The following is a 16850-nucleotide window of genomic DNA, read 5'->3' as shown; positions in this document are numbered from 1 at the left end:
CCGCTTTGCCGGAACGTCCACATGCATCCAGTATGCGGACGCCTCTCCGCCTTGTGCCGCACCGCATCCGACGCCGCGCGCCGGCCCACCGCGGATGACGGGACAGCCCTTAGACGTCTTAGTACTGCGGCCCGGAAGGTCTGCCGGTGAACCTTCCCGGCCACCACACTAGTGCCGGTCGCGACGACCAGGCCGTGCAGGCGACCAGGCCGTGCACCGGCCGCCCCGCCCGGCCACGGCGGGGCCCCGCGGCAGCCGCGCAACCAGCAGGGTCCGAACGGCGTCCTCACCATCGTCTGTACAGTTGCGCAACCACGCAACGCACCACCACCGATCGGGACTTGATCCGCCCGGTACGGCTCGAAGAGGGGAACGACAACATGGGCATCATCAGCTGGATCCTGCTTGGTCTGATCGCCGGAGTCATCGCCAAGATCCTGCTGCCCGGTCGCGATCCGGGCGGCATCATCGGCACCACGCTCACCGGCATCGCGGGCGCCTTCGTCGGCGGCTGGATCTCGGCACGCTTTCTCGACCGCCCCGTGGAGAACAGCTTCTTCGACCTGGCCACGTGGGCGGCGGCGATCGGCGGCTCCCTCGTCCTGCTGATCGCCTATCGCCTCCTCTTCGGGAACTCGCGCGACTGAACCGGGGCCGGAACGGGACCGAGACGGGATTTCGGACGGGACCGACGCGCGACGGCACCGGCCGACCCGCGCTCCCGCCCGTCCCCCGTCCCCCGGATCCCACGGCCCCCGTCCCCCGGCCCGGATCCCTCAGCCCCCGCCGAGGCTCACAGCGGTGTGGCCGCCCGCAGGATCAGGACCATCGTGACGGCGGAGTTCGCGGACGACATGGCCGACAGAGCGGTGCCGGCCACGGCGTACCAGGCCGCCGCACCGACCGCGGTGAACGTGGGCGGCCAGGTGCGTGCCGCCGGAGCCGGGCCGAGCAGCGCCGCGACCCTGCGCGGGACCGGCCCCGCGGCGGCGAAGGCCACCAGCGTCGAGGCGGGCGGCGGGGGCGAGATCAGCGCGGCCTTGCCCACCGCGCGGGCCGTCACCCGCCGGTCACCGACCACGCGGGCCGCCTCCTCGTCCGCCCAGCGTTCCACGGTGTACGCCACGGACGTGCGGAGCGGGCGCAGGAACGGGTTGGCCCGCGCCGCCAGCCCCGCCACCATGAGGAAGCGGTGGTGGCGCCCGACGAGATGGGCGCGTTCGTGGGCGAACAGGGCACGGCGCTCCCGGGACCCCAGACCGGCCAGCATCCCCGTGGAGACCACGATCCGGCCCGCGTCCCCGCTGCCGGGCAGCGTATGGGCGTAGGGCGTGTCGTCCCGCAGCACGGCGACGGAAGTGGCGGGCAGCCCCCGGAGCGCCCGCTCGGCGTGGCGCCGCACCCGGTAGTGGCGCAGCGGGAGCGCCGTACACGCCACGGCCACCACCGCGAGGGCCCCGATGGCGGCCTTTCCGACGAGTTCATGGTGCGGCACGGCCGCCCGTACCTCGGGATCGGACCAGCCGTCGGGCAGCGGGTTCCCCGGAAGCTGCGCGGTGCCGACGATCGCGAGCAGCACCAGGCACAGGGTGCTGCACAGGCCGAGAACGGCGCTCGTCGCGGACAGGAGCCTGGTGGCGGCCCGGGGGTGGAGATGGAGTTCCGCCAGGCGGGCGACCGGCCAGGCGGTCAGGGGAAGGACGAGCGGCAGGAAGACGAAGACGCCCATGGTTCAGTTCTCCCGGCCGTCCCGGTCCTCGGTACAGCCCTTCGGTTCGCTCCGGCCCTTCGGTGCCGTGTCATGGGGGTCGTTGAGGAGCGCGCGGAGCAGTTCCTCGTCCCGTGCGGACAGGCCCGACACAAAGCTCATCAGTACGGCTTCGCGGTCGGTCTCGCCGTCCAGCACCCTGCGCATGCGGTGCGCGGCGAGCCCGGCCTCGTCCGCGGCCGCCGTCCACAGGAACGAGCGGCCCGCACGCTCCCGGGTGACCACGCCCTTCGCATGCAGCCGGGTCAGGATCGTCATCACGGTCGTGTAGGCGAGCGTGCCCCCCAGGTGCGCCCGTACCCAGGCGGCCGTCTCCGGACCGGGCGCGACCCGGAGCGCGGACAGCACCTGCGCCTCCAGCTCGCCCTGCCCACGACGGCGAGCCCGCGCACCCCACTCCCCGCCGCCCACGCTCCGGTCCCGGTCGTGCTCCTGGTCCGTCATGCCGTCGTCTCCCTGCCCCTGCGCCCTCCCCTTCGGGTGGCACCCCATCGTAGTGAGACGGGGCCGCGCCACCACCGGCCCGGGGCGCGGCAGAGAAAGACGCCCGCGAGGGGCCGCCCGGCGGTCCGGGCGGCCCCTCGCGGGCGTACACGACGTGCCTGTCAACGCATGACCTGAATGGCACGGGCGGAGCGGGCGGCACACGCGGCACGGGGGACGCGCGTGACGTGGCTGCCGGCCGGCGCGACACGGCCGGCAGCCGGTCGGTGCGACCGGTCAGCGCGGCCCTCAGCGCAGTCGGAGCGCCTCGCGGATCGTCGTGAACAGGTCGGTCTGGTCGGTGACGCCGAGGACGCGGTACGCCTGCGGGCCCTGAGCCGCGATCCGGACCTGGGTGCCGGTGTGCTCCTGCGACTGGCCGGGCCTGTTGGTCGAGTAGTTGACCTTCAGCTTCTGGCCCTCGTCGGTGATCAGGATGGAGGACAGGCCGGGCGGCTGGGCCTCCAGCGGCACGATCTGGCTGGTGTGGCCGTGGTCGGCGGTGGTGACGACCAAGGTGTCGGGGTGCTTGGCGGCGTAGTCGCGGGCCGCCTTCACCGCGTGGTCGAACGCGGCCGTCTCACCGATCTGGCCGCACGGGTCGGCCGCGTGGTCCTGCTTGTCGATCGAGGCGCCCTCGACCTGGAGGAAGAAGCCCTTCTTGCCGTGCTTCCCCTTCTGCTGCGCCTCCAGGAGCTGAATGGCCTTGGTGGTCTGGTCGGCGAGGTTCGGGGTGCCGGCGGGGCGGTTCGGGTTGTCGGTGACGCAGCGCTGCGGGTCGGTGCCGCCGACCGCGGCGGGCTTGCCGGTCCACTCGGTGGGCACGTTGCCCGGAGCGAAGAGCCCCAGAACGGGCTTGTCGCCCTTGGCCGCCTTCATGGACCGGTCGTCGGTGACGACCTGGTAGCCCAGCTTCTGCGCCTGCTCGGTGACGGTCAGGCCCTTGTACCGGCCGTCGGTCACCTTCTGGTCGAAGCGCTGCTTGCCGCCGCCGAGGAGGACGTCGACCTTGTGGTTGACGCTCTGCTCGGCGATCGAGCCGGGGCCGCCCTTGGCGATGGTGTCGGTGGGGCACTTGGCCATGTCGGCGGGGCCCTGGCAGGAGCGGTCGGTGGCGTGCGCGGCCAGGACGGCCGGGGTGGCGTCGGTGAGCTCGGCGGTGGTCACCGAGCCGGTGGCGTACCCGCCCTTCTGGGCCAGCTCCAGAATGGTCGGAACGGCCTTGTCGGTGCCCGGGGTCTTGGAGATCCGGCCGTTGACGGTCTTCACACCGGTCGCCCAGCCGGTGCCGCTGGCCGCGGAGTCGGTGACGTAGTCCGGGGTGCCGTCGGCGTGCACGGCGTAGGTCGTGTAGGCGCCGGTCAGCGGGAACTCGTCCATGTTCAGCCGGCCGGCCGCGCCCACGGTGTAGTCACGGGCGAGGGTGATCTCCGAGTCCCCCATGCCGTCGCCGATCAGCAGGATGACGTTCTTCGCCTTCCCGCCCTTGATGGCCCGCTGGGCCTGCTCGTTCGGGCCGAACGCGCCCGCCGTCGTGGTGACGGCGACAACGGCGGCGGTGGCCGCCACGACGGCACTGGCGGCCACCAGACGGCTGCGGGACGTTCGCGGTCCGGGCATGCGTGACTCCTTGCACAGGTCGGTACGGGGTGGAACCGGTCGGAACGGGGTTCGACACCGCCGAGTCCATCAGTGCCGTGTGAACCGCGGACGACATCCACGTGCCCGCTGATCTGCTGGAACATGACACGCGGCCCGGTCCGTACCGCCGGATCACGCCCCGCCCCGCCGGATCACCGCGTCGCCCCGCGGAACCATCGGCGTACTTCGCGCGCATGAGAAAAGCAGCGAGTTCCGATCACGGTACGTGTCATGCGGGGCAGGACCTGCACGAGCGCCTGACCCGCCCCGCGCCCCGGCCCCGCCACGGGCCGGAGCGCTCCCTCGCCCGCCCGCCGGGCCCGGCCGACGCCGTGCGGGGCCGGGCTCACGCCGGGCGGACGGGATGCCCGGCGGCGGCCGACCGCACCCCCGTCATGTGGCATCGCCCCCGCTCGGCGCCGGTACGGAGGACAGCACGGGCCGCGGGGTGCGGGCGGACAACTTCAGGCGCAGTCGGCGCGGATGGTAGATGGTCGCCAGCGGTACGGGGCGGATGTCCATGTCCGGCTCGCAGCTCACCCGCCAGCGGCCGAGGATCGTGGCGAGCCCCAGCGTGGCCTCGGTGCGCGCGTACAGGTCGCCGATGCATTTGCGGGCACCGGTGCCGAACGGCATGAACGCCTGGCGGGCCGGCGTCGAGACCCGGTCCGGCAGCCAGCGGTCCGGGGCGAACGTCGTGGGGTCGTCGAAGGCGTCCTCGTACTGGGCCACCGCGGCCGGGCTGAAGACGATGGTCGTGCCCTCGGGCAGCCGGCGGCCCGCCAGTTCGGTCTCGGCGGTGGTGAGCCGGGTGAACAGCCAGGCCGGCGGGTGCAGCCGGAGCGCCTCGGAGATGATCCGGTCGGCCAGGGCGAGGTTCGGCAGGTCGTCCCAGCCCGGGGGGCGCCCGTCGAGGACGGTGTCGATCTCCTCGTACAGCGCCGCCTCGATCTCCGGGTGCTGGGAGAGCAGGTAGAACACCCAGGTGAGGGTGCCGGCGACGGTCTCGGTGCCGGCGGCCATCACGGTGATGACCTGGTCGTGGATCTCCCGGTCGCCGAGCCGTCCGCCGTCGTCGTCGCGGGAGGCCAGCAGTGCCGCGAGCAGGTCGTCGTGCTCGACGCCGTCGCTGCGGTAGTCGTCGATCAGGTCCTGGGTGGTCCGGTGCAGGAAGCGCAGGCTGTCGCGGTAGCGGCGGTTGGCCGGGAGGGGCAGACGGCGGATGAAGCGGGGCAGGAACATCTGGCGGAACAGCCCGTTGAGCACGACGTCGAAGGCCCCCTCCACACCGGCCGCCAGCTCCGGGCTGACCGGGGTGGAGTAGAGGGTGCGGGCCACCGTGCGCAGGGCCATGCCGTACAGCTCGGGGAACGCGTCCACGACCAGGCCGTCGTGCCAGCGCGACGCCGTCGCCTCTATCTCGGCGTGCATGGCCGCCGAGTAGCGCTTGAGCTGGGGGCGGGTGAACGCCGACTGCATCAGCCGCCGCTGCCGGCGGTGGTCGGCGAACGGGCAGGTGACCAGCCCGTTTCCGGCGATGTCCCGGGCACGGTCGTAGAAGACCCCGCCCTTGTCGAAGAGGCGGTCGTTGGTCAGCACCTGCCTCAGCAGATCGGGATGGGTCGGTACGTACGCCGGCGTGGGACCGATCTTGATCTGCACCAGGTCGCCGTGGGCCGACAGCGACGTCATGAAGTTCACCGGGTAGCGCATCATCTGCAGGGCGTGTCCCACGATGGGCACGGCCCCGGGCGCCGTACCCGCGGCGAAGGGGGTCTGCTCGGACATCCGTTCCTCAACTTCCTGTCTCTACGGATCCGTTGGCGGCGATTCCCGCGACGGCGGACGGCGCTCAGCGGGCGCTGCTGCCGAGTTCCTCCAGGTAGCCCTGGGCTCCGGCGGCGAGCGCGTACTCGGCGTCGTAGCGGCCCGAGGAGCGGTGCCAGTCGTAGGACCCCCGGATCACCGTGCGCACCGCGTCCACCCGGTACCGCTCCAGCGCGTCGCGCTCGCCCTCGTCCAGCCGGTAGATCTCGCCGACCTTCGGCAGGCAGGACTCCAGCAGCAGGAACTGTTCGAGCCGGGCGTGCACCTCGTCCTGGATGTGGGAGAAGCTGCGGCTCTTGGACCAGCCGTGCTCGCGACGCAGGATCAGCACCAGGTTGTTCTGCTCGCCGCGGGCCTCCTCCTTCTCCAGGGAGGCGATGTCGTTGAGCATCAGGTTGACGTCGACGGCGATCTGGAGCATCGCGTACAGCACGGCGCTGTCGAAGGCCCGGTGCGGCACCTCGAAGCGGCCCGCGCGCTCGGCGAGGTCCACCGTCGGCTGCACGCCGATGGTGTGCCGCCGCACGGCGAGGTACTGCGCGGCAGAGTCGTACGGCGTGTTCCAGAACCGGCTCCCCGCCTCGTCGACGTACCCGTCGAAGTAGTTCCGCCAGTGCCGGGCGCTGCGCGCGCGCCAGGCCGGTGTCATGCCCTCGCAGGTACGCCGCCAGATGTCGGCGAACCCGTGGGCGATCGGGGGCGCCGAGGCCGGCAGGGGGCCGTCCAGTGCGGCCGCCACCGCGTCGGTGAGCCGCTTGGCCTCCTCGGGGCTCTCGCCGCGCGGCCCGTCGAAGAGGTCGTCGAAGAGGAAGAACCACGACATCAGGTCGACGCCCAGATCCAGGTCGGCGCCGGTGGCATGGGGATAGAAACGGGAGGCCAGGTCGGCGTAGCCGCCGCGCAGATGGCGCTCGGCCGCCGCCTCGGAGGTGATCAGACCGAGCGACCGCGGCCACGCCAGCTGCTCGGCCTCGGCCCGGACGTGGTCGGGGCTCTGCCGACCGGGCAGGGGTATGTGGAAGTCGACATCCTGTGGCATGGGGGATCCTTGACGTGTGGACAGCGGGCGGGGTGGTGCCTGGGGGGGAACAGGGGGAACGGCTGCGCGGATCAGGTCCGGTCCGGCCTCACACCTCGCGGTCGACGACGAAGCGTCCGAGCGCCAGGAGCTCCTCGCGCGCGCCGGCGTCCAGGTCGACGCCGCGCAGCGCGTCCTCGGCCAGCGCCATCCGCCGTGCCGCCTCGGACAGCGCCCAGTCGCGGCCGCCGGCGGCCTCGATCAGCTCCGCCGCGCGCCGCAGTTCCTCCTCTCCGGGCTCGCCGGGGGCGGAGAGCCAGGCGGCCAGCTCGACGCCGAGCGTGCCGCCCTGGTTGAGCGCGTAACTGACCGGGAGGGACTTCTTGCGGGCGCGCAGATCGGTGTGGACCGATTTGCCGGTGACGGCCGGATCGCCCCAGATGCCGAGGACGTCGTCGGTGAGCTGGAAGGCCAGGCCCACCTGGTCGCCGTAGAGCGCCAGGGCGTCCACGGCGGCCTCCGGGGCCCCGGCGAGTACGGCGCCGATCGCGGCGCTCGCCGACAGCAGCGCCCCGGTCTTGCCCGCGGCCATGTCGACGCAGTCCGCCACGGCCACGTGCGACCGCTGCTCGAAGGACAGGTCCTGCACCTGGCCGCGGATCAGGTGCCGGGTGGTCCGCGCCAGCAGCCCGGCCGCGGGCGCCGCCGTGGGCAGCCCGGAGTCCAGCAGCACCTCCTGGGCGAGCGCCAGCATCGCGTCACCGGTCAGGATCGCGCTGGAGGCACCCCAGAGCTTCCACACGGTGCGCCGGTGGCGGCGCTCCTCGTCGCCGTCCATCAGGTCGTCGTGGATCAGCGAGAAGTTGTGCACCAGTTCCACGGCCACGGCTCCGGGCAGGGCGATCTCCGGCTCCGCGCCCACCGCCTCGGCCGACAGCAGCGCCAGGGCCGGCCGGACGGCCTTCCCGGCGCCGGCGGCGGCCGGCGCGCCCCCGGCGGTGATCCAGCCGAAGTGGTAGGCCGCCTGGTGGCGTGTCTTGCGGTCGAGCCGGTCCACGGCCGCGCGCAGCGCCGGCGTGATGGCGTCGCGGCTGCGGTGGAGGCAGGCGGGGACGGCGGTCATACGGCCTCCTCCGCGCGCCAGGGCTGGGCCGGGTCGTCGAAGATGCTGACGACCTTGCGCAGGATGCGGCGTTCGTTCGGGTCGAAGGCCGTCTTGGCGTGGACGGTGCCCAGTTGGTCCCACATGACGATGTCGCCGGGCAGCCAGGTGTGGGTGTAGGTGTGCCCGGGCGAACCGGCGTGCGTCCACAGCTCCTGGAGCAGTTCCCGGCTCTGGTCGGGGGCGAGCTCCAGCACCCGCTTGGTGTTCAGCCGGTTGACGTAGACGGCCTGGCGGCCGGTGCGCGGGTTGCGGGCGATCAGGGGGTGGACGGTCGAGGTGCCGTCCTCGGGCTGGATCTCCGCCGCGAGCACCTCCGCACCGCCCGCGGCACCGCCCGAGATGGACACCTCGCCCTGGTACTCCTCCTCGATCGTCTCCTCGTACCCGGAGCGCAGCGCGTGCCGGGCCCGGTAGGAGTGCAGGCGCCGCCGCAGCTCCTCGGGCAGCGACTCGTACAGGGCGTACATGTTGGTGAACAGCGTCTGCCCGCCGCCGGAGGGCGGGAGTTCGACCGCCGCCAGGAAGCCGATCCGGGAGACCCGGGGGCGGAAGGAGTAGTCGGTGTGCCAGTCCATCCACCCGGCGTCGCCGACGCCGATCTTCTGCCCGTCCTCCACCACGTTGGAGATGATCAGGATCTCGTTGTGGTCGGGGTGGGCACCGGTGGTCAGGCCGGTCTTCGGTATGTGCCCGAAGCGGCGGCCGAAGGACAGGAGCTCCTCGTCGGAGGGGGTGCGGTGGCCCCGGAACACGAGCACCAGATGCTCGTCGAGTGCCGACCAGATCTCTTTGGACCGGGTCTCGTCCATGTCTCCGGTGATGCGGGCGCCGTGCACCACGGCCCCGAGGTCGGCACCGGGTATCGGTGATATCTCCACTGTCGTCGACACCTCTTCGCAGGTGGTTGCGGATGGTCAGCTGCGCAGTTCGAGATGGGCGAGATCGCCGGCGGCGCGCCAGCGCTCGAGGATGTTCACGAATTCCACCGAGCCGCCGCCGTAACTGGAGTTGAGGGCGTGCAACTCGCCGGGTTTCCCCTCGTTGTTGAACAGGCCCGGCGTGCAGTTCCGGGCGAATTCGGTGTCACGTCGGGCGAGCCGGAGGATCTCCTCGACCCATTCCTTCTCGCCCGCCTCGGAGGCTTCGACGACCTGACAGCCGTGCTGCCGGACGGACTTGACGACGTAGGCCAGGTGCTTGCTCTGCTCGTTGAGCATGTACGGGACGTTGACGTGCAGTCCCGACTGGACCTTGGACAGGATGAAGCAGTTGGGGAAGCCGTTCACCTGGAGCCCGTGGAAGGTCCGGGCCCCGTCCGCCCACTTCTCCGACAGCCTGACGCCGTCGCGGCCCACGATGTCGTACCCGGCGCGGGAGGTGTACGGCACGGCGTACTCGGACTCGTAGCCGGAGGCGAGGACCAGGCAGTCCACCGGGTACTCCCGGCCGCCCGCCACCACCCCGGTCCGGGTCAGCCGCTCCACGCCCCGCCCCTGGGTGTCCACCAGCGTCACACCGGGCCGGTTGAAGGTCTCCAGGTAACCGTCGTGGAAGCACGGCCGCTTGCAGAACAGCCGGTAGTACGGCTTGAGCGCGGCGGCGGTGTCCGGGTCCGGGACGAGGGCGTCGACCCGCTCGCGCAGCTCCTCCATCTTGAGGAAGTCCGCGCGCTCGGCCTCGGCCGCCGGCTCCCGCGGATCTCCGCCCCCGCCCCCGTGGGTGCCGGACTTCGGCAGGATCGCGGCCAGCCGGGCCGTGGTCCGGGTCCAGCCGTCCGACACCAGGTCCTCGTCCTGCGGCACCCCGGAGGTCAGCGCGTGGAAGTTGTCCATACGGCGCTGCTGCCACCCCGGTTCCAGATCCGCCGCCCAGTCGGGCGGGGTCGGCCGATTCGCCCGCACGTCCACGGCCGCCGGAGTGCGCTGGAAGACGTACAGGTGCTCGGCCCACTCGGCGAGATGCGGGACGACCTGGACGGCCGTGGCGCCGGTGCCGACGATTCCGACCCGTTTGCCCCGCAGCCGGGTCATTCCCCCGCCGCTGTCGCCGCCGGTGTAGGCGTAGTCCCAACGGCCGGCGTGGAAGCTGTGCCCGCCGAAGAGTTCCAGTCCCGGCACGGAGGGGAGCTTGAGCCGGTGCAGCGAGCCGATCGCCATGCACACGTACCGGGCGCGGACGAGGTCGCCGCGGTCGGTGCGCACCAGCCACTGCCCGGCGCGGTCGTCCCAGCGCAGTTCGGTGACGGACGTCTGGAAGAGCGCGTCGCGGTAGAGGTCGTAGTGCTCGGCGACGGCCCGCAGATGCGCGAGGATCTCGGCCCCGGTCGCGTACTTCTCGGCGGGCACCGTGCCGAGCTCTTCGAGCAGCGGCATGTAGATGTAGCTCTCGATGTCGCACCTGAGCCCCGGGAAGCGGTTCCAGTACCAGGTTCCGCCGACGTCGCCCGCGGCATCGATCAGACGGATCCGTCCGACGGCGCCGGACTGGCGCAGGCGCGCGCCGGCCAGCAGGCCGCCGATGCCGGCTCCGACGATCGCCACGTCCACCTCGTCGGCGAGCGGCGGGCGCTCCAGCGGCTCCGCGTAGGGGTCCTGTGCGTAGCGGGCGAACGCGCCGCGGGCGAACCGGTAGGTGCGGCCGTCGGCTCGCTTGTCGCGTTCCTCCCGGTACTTCGCCCTCACCGCCTCCAGGTCGACGGTCTCCGTCCGGTGGTCGGTACGGTCGTCGCTTCCGGCGCGGACCACAGCTGCTCCTCGATGAACGGGGTCGGAAGGGAAACGTGGCGCCATACGTCGTCGAACTGCTCACTCAGCCGCTGCCGCGCGTCGGGGTTGGTGAACAGGTAGAAGCGGTCGGACCCGAGGGCCTCCCAGACGGTCTCGGCGACCTCCTCGGCGCCGACCGTGGTGTCGCCGCCCGCGCCGGGCGGGGCCTGAAGACCCTGGACCATGGGCGTGTCGACCCGTCCGGGGCACAGCACCGACACCCGTACGGGGGTGCCCCTCAGGTCGGCGCGCAGGCTGCGTGCCACCGCCAGGTCGGCGTGCTTGGAGGCGGCGTAGGCCGCGCTGCCGGCGCCGACCACGAAGGCGGACATCGAGGCCGTGTGGATCAGATGGGCGGGACGGCCGTCGGCGAGCAACCTCGGGACGAAGGCGCGGGCCACCAGGACGTGCGCCCAGTGGTTCACCTCGAAGACCCGTCGCATCCGCTCCAGCGGCACCGTCCACAGCGGTTCTCCGACCGCCCCGAGGACTCCGGCGTTGTTGCACACCACATCGACGTGGCCGAGCCGGTCGAAGGCCGTGGCCGTGAGGCGGTCGACGGCGTCCGGATCGGTCAGGTCGGCCGTCACCGCCGTGATCTGCCCGCCCTGCTCGGCGAGTTCGGCGGCGCGGCGGTTCAGCACGTCGCCCTCGACGTCCGCCATGACGACGCTCGCTCCGGCCCGCGCGAGGCGGGCACTGAGGGCGAGACCGATTCCGCCGGCCGCGCCGGTCACCACGGCCGTCCCGGGTTGTAAGTGCACCTGGCTGTCTCCGCTTCTGCTGCGGGCGCGCCGGGATGGGGGCGCGCCGCCGGCCGACGGGGCTTCTGTTCAGGTCGCGCTGGTCAACAGGGCTGGGCGGATGCGGTATCCGCCGGTCAGCGGGGTCGGGGGCTTCGGACTGCTCACGGGGAGGTCCGCGGACGCGGCGTCCCGCCGGTCAGCGGGGATCGGGGAGCTTCAGACTGATCACGAAAATGGTCGCCGAGAAACCCGCCAGCAGGACGAGGACGAGCACGGCCGCGGAGGGCTCCGACAGCGCGTGCGCCAGGGACAGGTAGAGCGTTCCGCCCACGGTCGCGCCCAGGGCCGTCGCCATCTGCTGACTGGTCACCAGCACACCGCTGCCCATGCCGGCCTTGGCCGGCGGGACATCGGCGAGGATCATGCGGAACAGGGTCGGACCGATCAGCGCCTGCCCGACGCCGGTGAAGGCGAGCACGGCGAGCACCAGCGGCAGCGGCGGATGCGGCCAGCTCACCCCGATCACCAGCGCCATCAGCAGCAGACCGGCGCCCTGGACGAGCGCGCCCAGCGAAACGATCCGCCGCCCCAGGGCCGCCGCGATCCTGGGCGTGAACAGCGCCACCACGAAGAAGGCCGCGGCGAACGGCGACAGCACACCGCCGGAGGCGAGCCCGCCGAGGCCGAACCTGCCCTGCGCGATCAACGCGTAGACGAACATGAAGCTGCCGAACCCGATGGAGAACGGCACCATCGCCGCCAGCCCCATCCGCATGCCCGAATGGGACAGCACCGTCGGCGCCAGCAGCGGCGATCCGCCCCGGTCCTCCAGCGCGCGCTCCACCCGGACCAGCGCCACCGCCGCCACCGCGGCCACCACGAGCAGCGACCACAGCCACAGCGGCCAGCCCAGCTCGCGGCCCTCGACGACCACGACCAGGACGCAGACCATGGCGACGCCGAAGAGCACGGTGCCCAGCGGGTCGAAGCCCGGCCTCCGGTCCGCCTTCGTCGCGGGCACGCGCCGCACGGCCAGCAGCGCGGCCAGACCGATCGGCACGTTGATCGCGAAGACCGACCGCCAGCCGAGCCCGGCGATGTCCAGCGAGACCAGCAGACCGCCCAGGATCTGCCCGGCGACGGCGGCGAGACCCGCCGTCGCGCCGTACAGGCTGATCGCCCGGGCGCGCGCCTGGCCCTCGGTGGCCGCCTGGATCGTCGCCAGCACCTGCGGCACCAGCATGGCGGCGGCCAGGCCCTGCAACAGGCGTGCCACGACGAGGAATCCGATGGTCGGGGCGACTCCGCACAAGGCGGAGGTGAGGGTGAACGCCGCGAGCCCGTAGGCGTACAGGCGCCGTCTGCCGAAGGCGTCGCCCAGCCGCCCGCCCATCACCAGGCCGAGGGCGTAGGTGAGCCCGTAACCGGACACCACCAGCTCCAGGGCGGCGGGGCCACCGTGGAGGTCCTTGCCGATCGTGGTCAGCGCCACGTTGACGATGAAGGCGTCCACGATGGACAGCGCGTATCCGGTGAGCACCACCACGAGGGCGACGCCGCCGAGCCCCGGCGCGGCCGGGGCCGCCCGGGCCGCGGGCGTCTGCCGGGCGGTCGGTCCTTGTGCGGGGGTGGTTCCCCGGTTCTTCGTCATGGGCTCGCTCTTCGGCCGTGGGGTGCCGCCGCTAGTCGACGGTGGTCGGGGTGCCGGTGATCTTCGACATGATTCCCTTGGAGGGGTCCTTGGCGGACTCCGTCCAGGGCGTCAGGGCGTTGAACCCGCGGTGCGAGGAGGCGGGTTGGACACGGGTGTCCATCGACATCCGCATGATCGCCGGGTCCGCCGAGATGTTCGGCAGGGACTTGTGGCACAAGAAGGCGTGGAAGAGGAGCACGTCCCCGGGCCCCATGGGGGAGTACAGCAGGCGCTCGTCCTCGCCCAGCTCCTGCGGCGGGATGCCGCGCACGGGGTGGCCGAACCTGCGGTAGTCCTCGCTGAGCACGTGCTCGCGCGGCCCCTTCTTGTGGCTGCCGTCGGCGAGCGCGACACCGCCGGAGGCGGGGGTGGTCGCGATGAGCGGTATCCAGGCGGTGCGGAAGTCCTTGTTCGGACCTATGTAGAAGCCGTCCTGGTGCAGCGGGGTGAGGTGCGAGAAGTCCGGCTTCTCGGAGCCCGCGGCGGAAGGGTAGTAGCGGATCGTCGTGGACCTGAAGACGAAGACCGGCTCGCCGAAGACCTGCTCGAAGACCCTGAGGGTCGAGGGGTGGTTCCAGAAGTCGTCGTACTTCACGTGTCCGTGCATCGCCACCTCGTCGACCGCCTCGAAGGAGTCGATGGTGAGGGTGTCGAGCGTCGCGTCCGGGGCGGCGTGGCCGAGCTCGACGAGGCCGTCGAGCATCTGCTCGGCGGCGGCCCGGACGAGGTCGCGGTCCAGGACACCCCGCAGGAAGACGTAGCCGTGCTCGTCGTAGAACCGGTCGAGGGCCTCACGGTCTTCGAGGAGAGGCGTGCAGTCCACGTAATCGCTGATCGCGTTCGTCATAGCTCCTTGTCCTCGTGACGTCGTGCGCGGGGGTCCGTCGGGCATCCGGGCAGGCCGAAGGCTTCGATGGCGCCGAATGTGCCGCGCACCGGGCCACGGGCGCGACGAAGCGGCGGGCCGCCGCCCGATGGGGCGGCCGCCGCGGTGTTCGGATGGTGCGGGCGTTCGGATGGGGCGGGTGTTCGGATGGTGCGGGCGTTCGGATGGTGCGGGCACCGGGTCGGCGAGAGCTAGAGGGACGACCCGACGAGCAGGGACAGATCGATGAGGCGGTTGGAGTAGCCCCATTCGTTGTCGTACCAGCCGACGACCTTGACCTGTCGGCCGGACACCCGGGTGAGCCCGGCGTCGAAGACGCAGGAGGCCGGGTCGCCCACGATGTCGGTGCTGACCAGCGGCGCGTCCACATAGGAGAGCAGGCCCTTGTACGGCCCCGAGGCCGCGGCCTCGTACGCCTCCTTCACCTCGTCCACGGTGGTGGCGCGACGGGTGGTGACCGTGAGGTCGGTGACCGAGCCGTTCGGGACAGGCACCCGCAGGGCGAACGCGTCCAGCCGGCCGTCGAGGTCCGGCAGGACGAGGCCGATGGCCTTGGCGGCGCCGCTGGAGGTGGGCACGATGTTCAGGGCGGCGGCCCGGGCCCGGCGCAGGTCCTTGTGCGGGGCGTCCTGGAGGTTCTGATCCTGCGTGTAGGCGTGGACCGTGGTCATCATGCCGCCGTCGATGCCGACCGCGTCGTGCAGCACCTTGGCCAGCACGGCGAGGCAGTTGGTGGTGCAGGAGGCGTTGGAGATGACCGTGTGGTGCTCCGGGTCGTAGGCACCGTCGTTGACGCCGAGCACGACCGTGACGTCCTCACCGCTGGCCGGAGCGGCGATGATGACCTTCTTCGCCCCGCCGTCGACGTGAGCACGCGCCTTCGCCGCGTTGGTGAAGACACCGGTGGACTCGATCACGACGTCCACTCCCAGATCGCCCCAGGGCAGGGCACCCGGGTCGCGCTCGGAGAGGACCTTGATCCTCCGGTCGCCCACGCGGATCGCGTCCGGTTCGGCGGTGACCTCTTCGGGGAGACGGCCCAGGACCGAGTCGTAGGCGAGCAGGTGGGCCATCGTGGGCACATCGCCCAGGTCGTTGACGGCGACGATCTCCAGCTCCGAACCCCGGGCGGCCGCCGCACGGAAGACGTTGCGGCCGATGCGTCCGAAGCCATTGATACCGACACGCACGGTCATGAGGTGTGCTCCTCACCTAGCGCTCTTGAGGTGGTCGATTGACGCGCCGTTGCGCCGAGGTGCGATGCGGACCGCGCACCAGGCAGCACGCCGGTCCGCGATCGATCAGGATCTTATATAAGTCTGCGATACATTTCCAGGGTGACTCCATCTCAACACCCCGCTGAGAACGCCGACTTGGACGTCGGCGATCTGACCAGAGCGATCGAGAACTTCAACCGCTACTACATCCGGCTCCCCACGGTCCAGAAGCTGTCGTTCACGACGCTGTCCGTGCTGGACACCCTGGCCTTCGGCGGCCCGAAGCGGCTGACCGAACTCGTCAGGACCGAGCAGATCAGCCAGCCCGGGGTCACCCAGCTGGTCACCCGCCTCGAACGCGACGGGCTCGTGGAACGCCACCCCGACCCGGCGGACGGACGCGCCGTCCTCGTCCACATCACCGAGAACGGCCGGAGGATAGGCCTGGCCCGCCACGAGGACCGGGGCCGCCACCTGCTCCCGCTGCTCGCCCAGCTGTCCCCCGAGGAACGACAGTCGATCGCCGCGGCCCTCCCCGCCCTGACCCGCCTCGCGGAACTGGGGGCCGAGGCGGGGTGGTAACCCGCGCCCGCGAACGCCCAGCGGGCTCGGACGCCCTGGTCATCGACATCTCGCAGGGCGGCACCGGGCGCCCGCGGGAGCTGGCTGACCGAGTCCGTCGCCTACGCGCTGTCCAAGGGCAAGCTGGTCGTCGCGGGAGTGGGCAACACCGGCGATGCTCGCCACGAACTGGAACATCCGGCAGCGACTCCTGGCGTGGAGGGCGTCGGGGCAATCAACAGAATCGTCAAGGCGACGAAGGAATCTCAGCACGGCCCCCACGTCGACCTGGTCGCGCCGGGCGAGGGCATGTTCACGGCCTGTCTCGGCGGTACGGAACTATGCAAGACGCACGGCACCAGCGACGGCACCGCCCTCGCCTCCGCCTCCGCCTCCGCCTCCGCCTCCGCCTCGATGATCTGGCCCAAGCGTCCCGACCGGACGAACGACACCGGACGAACAACCAGATACTCACGGGCATGCTCAACACGACAAACAAGCCCAAGAGCCGCAAGGGGCGCACCGACTACCTCGGCTACGGCGCCGTACGCCCCGCATCGCTCTGCAGAACCCTGGCACCAGTGCCCCGCCAACGAGTACTCCCCTCCCGGACCTCGCAGCCACAGCGTCGCAGGCGTCGTCTCCCGGCACCTCCAGATCCAACAGCACCGATGCGTCGGCAAAGGAGGACGACTCCGCCACAAGGGCCTCCGCAGCGAAGGACGACGACAGCACCTTCTGGATCACTCTGGTGTATCGGGACGGCAATACATCTCGGAGGAGCACCCACGATTCGCGCAGCCATCCGCAAGCGTCGGTCCCCTGCGGCGTCATTCCAGAAGGCCACGATCTGTCCGAGCCAATTCCCTTACCGAGATGCCGGGTTCATGCACGCCGCGCATTCGGCCCCGAGCGCGCCGGGCAGCGTCGGCCCACCCGACCGAGGTCCCGGTTCCGCATGAGTACAGATACTCAGGCGCGATGGTTACTGACTTCGGCTCGTTAGGGTGATCTCTTTCGAAGTCCCTGATCGACCTGGGGCGTTGGCTGTATTCCGTGGTGTGTGAGATATGCGGATGG

Annotated in this window: 14 protein-coding genes; 2 read left to right on the top strand and 12 right to left on the bottom strand. The window is 71.6% G+C overall.

Annotation, left to right across the window (positions count from 1 at the left end; all coding sequences use genetic code 11):
* Window positions 1-380 precede the first annotated feature (380 nt).
* Window positions 381-647, top strand: coding sequence for a GlsB/YeaQ/YmgE family stress response membrane protein (locus ACIHCL_RS15640; RefSeq protein WP_399862284.1), 267 nt, complete (start codon window positions 381-383; stop codon window positions 645-647).
* 146 nt (window positions 648-793) lie between these two features.
* On the opposite strand, the gene ACIHCL_RS15635 is transcribed toward ACIHCL_RS15640, so the two are convergent.
* The 12 genes from ACIHCL_RS15635 to gap all read right to left on the bottom strand — a co-directional run bounded on the left by ACIHCL_RS15635 (window position 794) and on the right by gap (window position 15188).
* Complete coding sequence (locus tag ACIHCL_RS15635) at window positions 794-1729, bottom strand: M56 family metallopeptidase (RefSeq protein ID WP_399861913.1); 936 nt, start codon at window positions 1727-1729, stop codon at window positions 794-796.
* A 3-nt stretch (window positions 1730-1732) separates the two neighbouring features.
* Window positions 1733-2212 (bottom strand): BlaI/MecI/CopY family transcriptional regulator, encoded by a 480-nt coding sequence (locus ACIHCL_RS15630; RefSeq protein ID WP_399861911.1) that lies wholly within the window; start codon window positions 2210-2212, stop codon window positions 1733-1735.
* A gap of 288 nt (window positions 2213-2500) precedes the next feature.
* Window positions 2501-3871, bottom strand: a complete 1371-nt coding sequence (locus tag ACIHCL_RS15625; RefSeq protein ID WP_399861909.1) for an alkaline phosphatase — start codon at window positions 3869-3871, stop codon at window positions 2501-2503.
* 414 nt (window positions 3872-4285) lie between these two features.
* Window positions 4286-5680 carry a pentalenene oxygenase gene (ptlI, locus tag ACIHCL_RS15620; RefSeq protein ID WP_399861907.1) on the bottom strand — a complete coding sequence of 465 codons (1395 nt, stop codon included), beginning with the start codon at window positions 5678-5680 and terminating at the stop codon, window positions 4286-4288.
* A gap of 64 nt (window positions 5681-5744) precedes the next feature.
* Window positions 5745-6758, bottom strand: a complete 1014-nt coding sequence (gene ptlA / locus ACIHCL_RS15615; RefSeq protein ID WP_399861906.1) for a pentalenene synthase — start codon at window positions 6756-6758, stop codon at window positions 5745-5747.
* 88 nt (window positions 6759-6846) lie between these two features.
* Window positions 6847-7860 (bottom strand): polyprenyl synthetase family protein, encoded by a 1014-nt coding sequence (locus ACIHCL_RS15610; RefSeq protein ID WP_399861904.1) that lies wholly within the window; start codon window positions 7858-7860, stop codon window positions 6847-6849.
* Window positions 7857-8780, bottom strand: coding sequence for a neopentalenolactone/pentalenolactone F synthase (ptlD, locus tag ACIHCL_RS15605; protein ID WP_399861902.1), 924 nt, complete (start codon window positions 8778-8780; stop codon window positions 7857-7859). Before ptlD ends, ACIHCL_RS15610 begins: the two co-directional genes overlap by 4 nt.
* 36 nt (window positions 8781-8816) lie before the next feature.
* Window positions 8817-10646: a neopentalenolactone/pentalenolactone D synthase gene (gene ptlE / locus ACIHCL_RS15600; RefSeq protein WP_399861900.1), complete on the bottom strand. Its 1830-nt coding sequence runs from the start codon at window positions 10644-10646 to the stop codon at window positions 8817-8819.
* Complete coding sequence (ptlF, locus tag ACIHCL_RS15595) at window positions 10580-11431, bottom strand: 1-deoxy-11-beta-hydroxypentalenate dehydrogenase (RefSeq protein ID WP_399861898.1); 852 nt, start codon at window positions 11429-11431, stop codon at window positions 10580-10582. The genes ptlE and ptlF overlap by 67 nt, the downstream gene beginning before the upstream one ends.
* Window positions 11432-11609: 178 nt before the next feature.
* Complete coding sequence (locus ACIHCL_RS15590) at window positions 11610-13064, bottom strand: MFS transporter (RefSeq protein WP_399861896.1); 1455 nt, start codon at window positions 13062-13064, stop codon at window positions 11610-11612.
* A gap of 31 nt (window positions 13065-13095) precedes the next feature.
* A complete protein-coding gene (ptlH, locus tag ACIHCL_RS15585) occupies window positions 13096-13953 on the bottom strand; it encodes a 1-deoxypentalenic acid 11-beta-hydroxylase (protein ID WP_399861894.1) in 858 nt (285 codons plus the stop codon).
* Between the two features lie 230 nt (window positions 13954-14183).
* The gene (gene gap / locus ACIHCL_RS15580; protein WP_399861892.1) at window positions 14184-15188 is read right to left on the bottom strand and encodes a type I glyceraldehyde-3-phosphate dehydrogenase; all 1005 of its coding nucleotides are present in this window, start codon (window positions 15186-15188) and stop codon (window positions 14184-14186) included.
* Window positions 15189-15329: 141 nt separating this feature from the next.
* Here gap and ACIHCL_RS15575 point away from each other — a divergent pair, with 141 nt between their 5' ends.
* Window positions 15330-15791 (top strand): MarR family winged helix-turn-helix transcriptional regulator, encoded by a 462-nt coding sequence (locus ACIHCL_RS15575; RefSeq protein ID WP_399861890.1) that lies wholly within the window; start codon window positions 15330-15332, stop codon window positions 15789-15791.
* The last annotated feature ends 1059 nt before the right edge of the window (window positions 15792-16850 follow it).

The organism is Streptomyces sp. NPDC052042, from assembly GCF_044548345.1.
GTDB lineage: Bacteria > Actinomycetota > Actinomycetes > Streptomycetales > Streptomycetaceae > Streptomyces.
This window is presented reverse-complemented; position numbering and strand designations above follow the sequence as displayed.

What these genes read in the sequence shown, in the direction of transcription:
- ACIHCL_RS15635 (WP_399861913.1), bottom strand. Translation starts at nt 1,729, where the DNA reads ATGGGCGTCTTCGTCTTCCTGCCGCTCGTCCTTCCCCTGACCGCCTGG.
- ACIHCL_RS15590 (WP_399861896.1), bottom strand. Translation starts at nt 13,064, where the DNA reads ATGACGAAGAACCGGGGAACCACCCCCGCACAAGGACCGACCGCCCGG.
- ACIHCL_RS15630 (WP_399861911.1), bottom strand. Translation starts at nt 2,212, where the DNA reads ATGACGGACCAGGAGCACGACCGGGACCGGAGCGTGGGCGGCGGGGAG.
- ptlA (WP_399861906.1), bottom strand. Translation starts at nt 6,758, where the DNA reads ATGCCACAGGATGTCGACTTCCACATACCCCTGCCCGGTCGGCAGAGC.
- ACIHCL_RS15610 (WP_399861904.1), bottom strand. Translation starts at nt 7,860, where the DNA reads ATGACCGCCGTCCCCGCCTGCCTCCACCGCAGCCGCGACGCCATCACG.
- ptlI (WP_399861907.1), bottom strand. Translation starts at nt 5,680, where the DNA reads ATGTCCGAGCAGACCCCCTTCGCCGCGGGTACGGCGCCCGGGGCCGTG.
- ACIHCL_RS15625 (WP_399861909.1), bottom strand. Translation starts at nt 3,871, where the DNA reads ATGCCCGGACCGCGAACGTCCCGCAGCCGTCTGGTGGCCGCCAGTGCC.
- gap (WP_399861892.1), bottom strand. Translation starts at nt 15,188, where the DNA reads ATGACCGTGCGTGTCGGTATCAATGGCTTCGGACGCATCGGCCGCAAC.
- ptlH (WP_399861894.1), bottom strand. Translation starts at nt 13,953, where the DNA reads ATGACGAACGCGATCAGCGATTACGTGGACTGCACGCCTCTCCTCGAA.
- ACIHCL_RS15640 (WP_399862284.1), top strand. Translation starts at nt 381, where the DNA reads ATGGGCATCATCAGCTGGATCCTGCTTGGTCTGATCGCCGGAGTCATC.